The organism is Pseudomonas sp. P5_A2_2 (assembly GCF_054177685.1).
This window is the reverse complement of record NZ_JBGCUL010000933.1, coordinates 1-1,716: the sequence shown is the minus strand read 5'-3', so window position 1 is coordinate 1,716 and position 1,716 is coordinate 1. Positions and strand designations below refer to the sequence as shown.

The following is a 1,716-nucleotide window of genomic DNA, read 5'->3' as shown; positions in this document are numbered from 1 at the left end:
CCTGTATTGAAGCACCTGTACCGGCGTTTGTCCGCCCGGTTATTACACGCCTTTCATCGAATCGAAGGCCTTCATCAGCTCGTTCATGCGGGCCTTGCAATTGCTCTGTTGCGGACTGCTGGCGCGCAACGCGTCGAGCGCGCGGTCAATGGCCTTGTCCACTACATGCCAGTCGCTCGCAGCGCGCGGCTTGATGCCAGCTTCGGCGGAGTCCCAGGCGCTCTCCAGGTCCTTGATGCGGGCTTTCGCACCCGGCAGATCGTTTTTATCGACGATCGCGGCTACGTCGGCGGCGATAGTACGGAACTCGGACAGGTCACCCAGTTTTGAACCGGATTGGGTTTGGGCACTCATCGCACCGGATGTGGCGCCCGCAGCAGGTTTGTCGGCGGGTTTCGAGCAGCCGGCGGCGATGCTCAGCAGAAAGATCGACGAGACAATGGCGACGTGACGAATGATGTTTTGAAAAGGGCGCATGACGATTCCTTGATGGACTATTAAGTGTTACTGAGTGACGGGCTTGCGGTTGCCGACGCTGATCTGCGCTACCGCAACCAACAGGACGATGACGCACAGGAAGATCGCGCTGGTCCAGGTGGCGCCCATGCCGAGGCCACCGTAAGTCTTGGACTGGGTCAGCAAGTCGCCCAGAGAAGCACCGAACGGACGGGTCAGGATGTAGGCGACCCAGAATGACCGCACCACGCTGGCCCCCAGGCGCCAGGCTACTAATGTCGCGGCGAGCAGCGCGGCGAAAATCACCGCGCCGAGGGTGAAGCCCAGACCCAGGGCCTCGGTGGCCAGGTCACCGGCTGCCGTACCGAGGGCAAAGGTGCAGAGCACGGTCGTCCAGTAGAACCACTCCCGGCGCGGGGTGACGATCTCGCGGATCGACAGGTTGTGCTCCACCCGGTACCAGACGAGAAAATTGAGTGCCAGCAGGACTGAAAACACGGCGGTGCTGGTGTACAGGCTAACGTCGAGTACATCGGTCAGGATGTCGGTGAGCTGCGTCCCGACGATGCTCACCAGCACCACGGTCAGCCAGTAGATCCAGGGCGAACAGGCGGTTTTGCGCGTCTGTATGAAGAGGGCGATGGCCAGCAATGTCGCCATGCCGACGCTGGTCCAGCCCAGGCCGAGGCCGGCATCGACGGCGAGAAAGTCCGCGCCGGTTTCACCCACCGTCGTGGACAAGATCTTGATCACCCAGAATGACAGGGTCACCTCGGGTACTTTGTTGAGCCATCCGGCTGTAACGGGTTTCATGGGCGGGTTGCCTCTCCTGTGCAGCGCCGAAGTTGCGCAAGGGAGACGATACGGGTCGAAACTTAGCTGAGACTGAGGGGCAGGGAAGTCGAGCGGTTTCTGATACGGCTTCGAGTCAGAGTAAAAGCCAACTCGAAGATTTAGCGTCACGATGTGTTTCGCCTTACTCAGAAATTTCATTTTTACCCGCCCAATGGGCATCGACCTCGAAAGTTGAGTGCGGGCAATGAAGTATCCCGCTTATATACGCCAATGATGCACACGGGAGGCGTTGATTGCGCCCAGGCAGCTTTTGCGCACGACGCAACATGACATTGCGCCATGTCCGTATTCTCTCGGTGGGGCGTGCCGCCTACTTTGTGACCTGACAATCATCAGGCGGGTGACCTTCATTGGAAAGTCACCGCGGTCGAACCTCAGGAGTTCATGGCATGAGCGTTTCAACCA

General features: G+C 59.4%; 2 protein-coding genes. Both read right to left on the bottom strand.

Annotated features, from left to right (window positions below):
* Positions 1–42 precede the first annotated feature (42 nt).
* Positions 43–477 (bottom strand): hypothetical protein, encoded by a 435-nt coding sequence (locus ACXRVY_RS27480; protein WP_223457966.1) that lies wholly within the window; start codon positions 475–477, stop codon positions 43–45.
* A gap of 27 nt (positions 478–504) precedes the next feature.
* Positions 505–1,269 (bottom strand): COG4705 family protein, encoded by a 765-nt coding sequence (locus ACXRVY_RS27475; RefSeq protein WP_457265899.1) that lies wholly within the window; start codon positions 1,267–1,269, stop codon positions 505–507.
* Between the last annotated feature and the right edge of the window lie 447 nt (positions 1,270–1,716).

Bases quoted from the DNA above. Each gene is read 5' to 3' on its own strand.
- ACXRVY_RS27480 (WP_223457966.1), bottom strand. From the start codon at position 477: ATGCGCCCTTTTCAAAACATCATTCGTCACGTCGCCATTGTCTCGTCG.
- ACXRVY_RS27475 (WP_457265899.1), bottom strand. From the start codon at position 1,269: ATGAAACCCGTTACAGCCGGATGGCTCAACAAAGTACCCGAGGTGACC.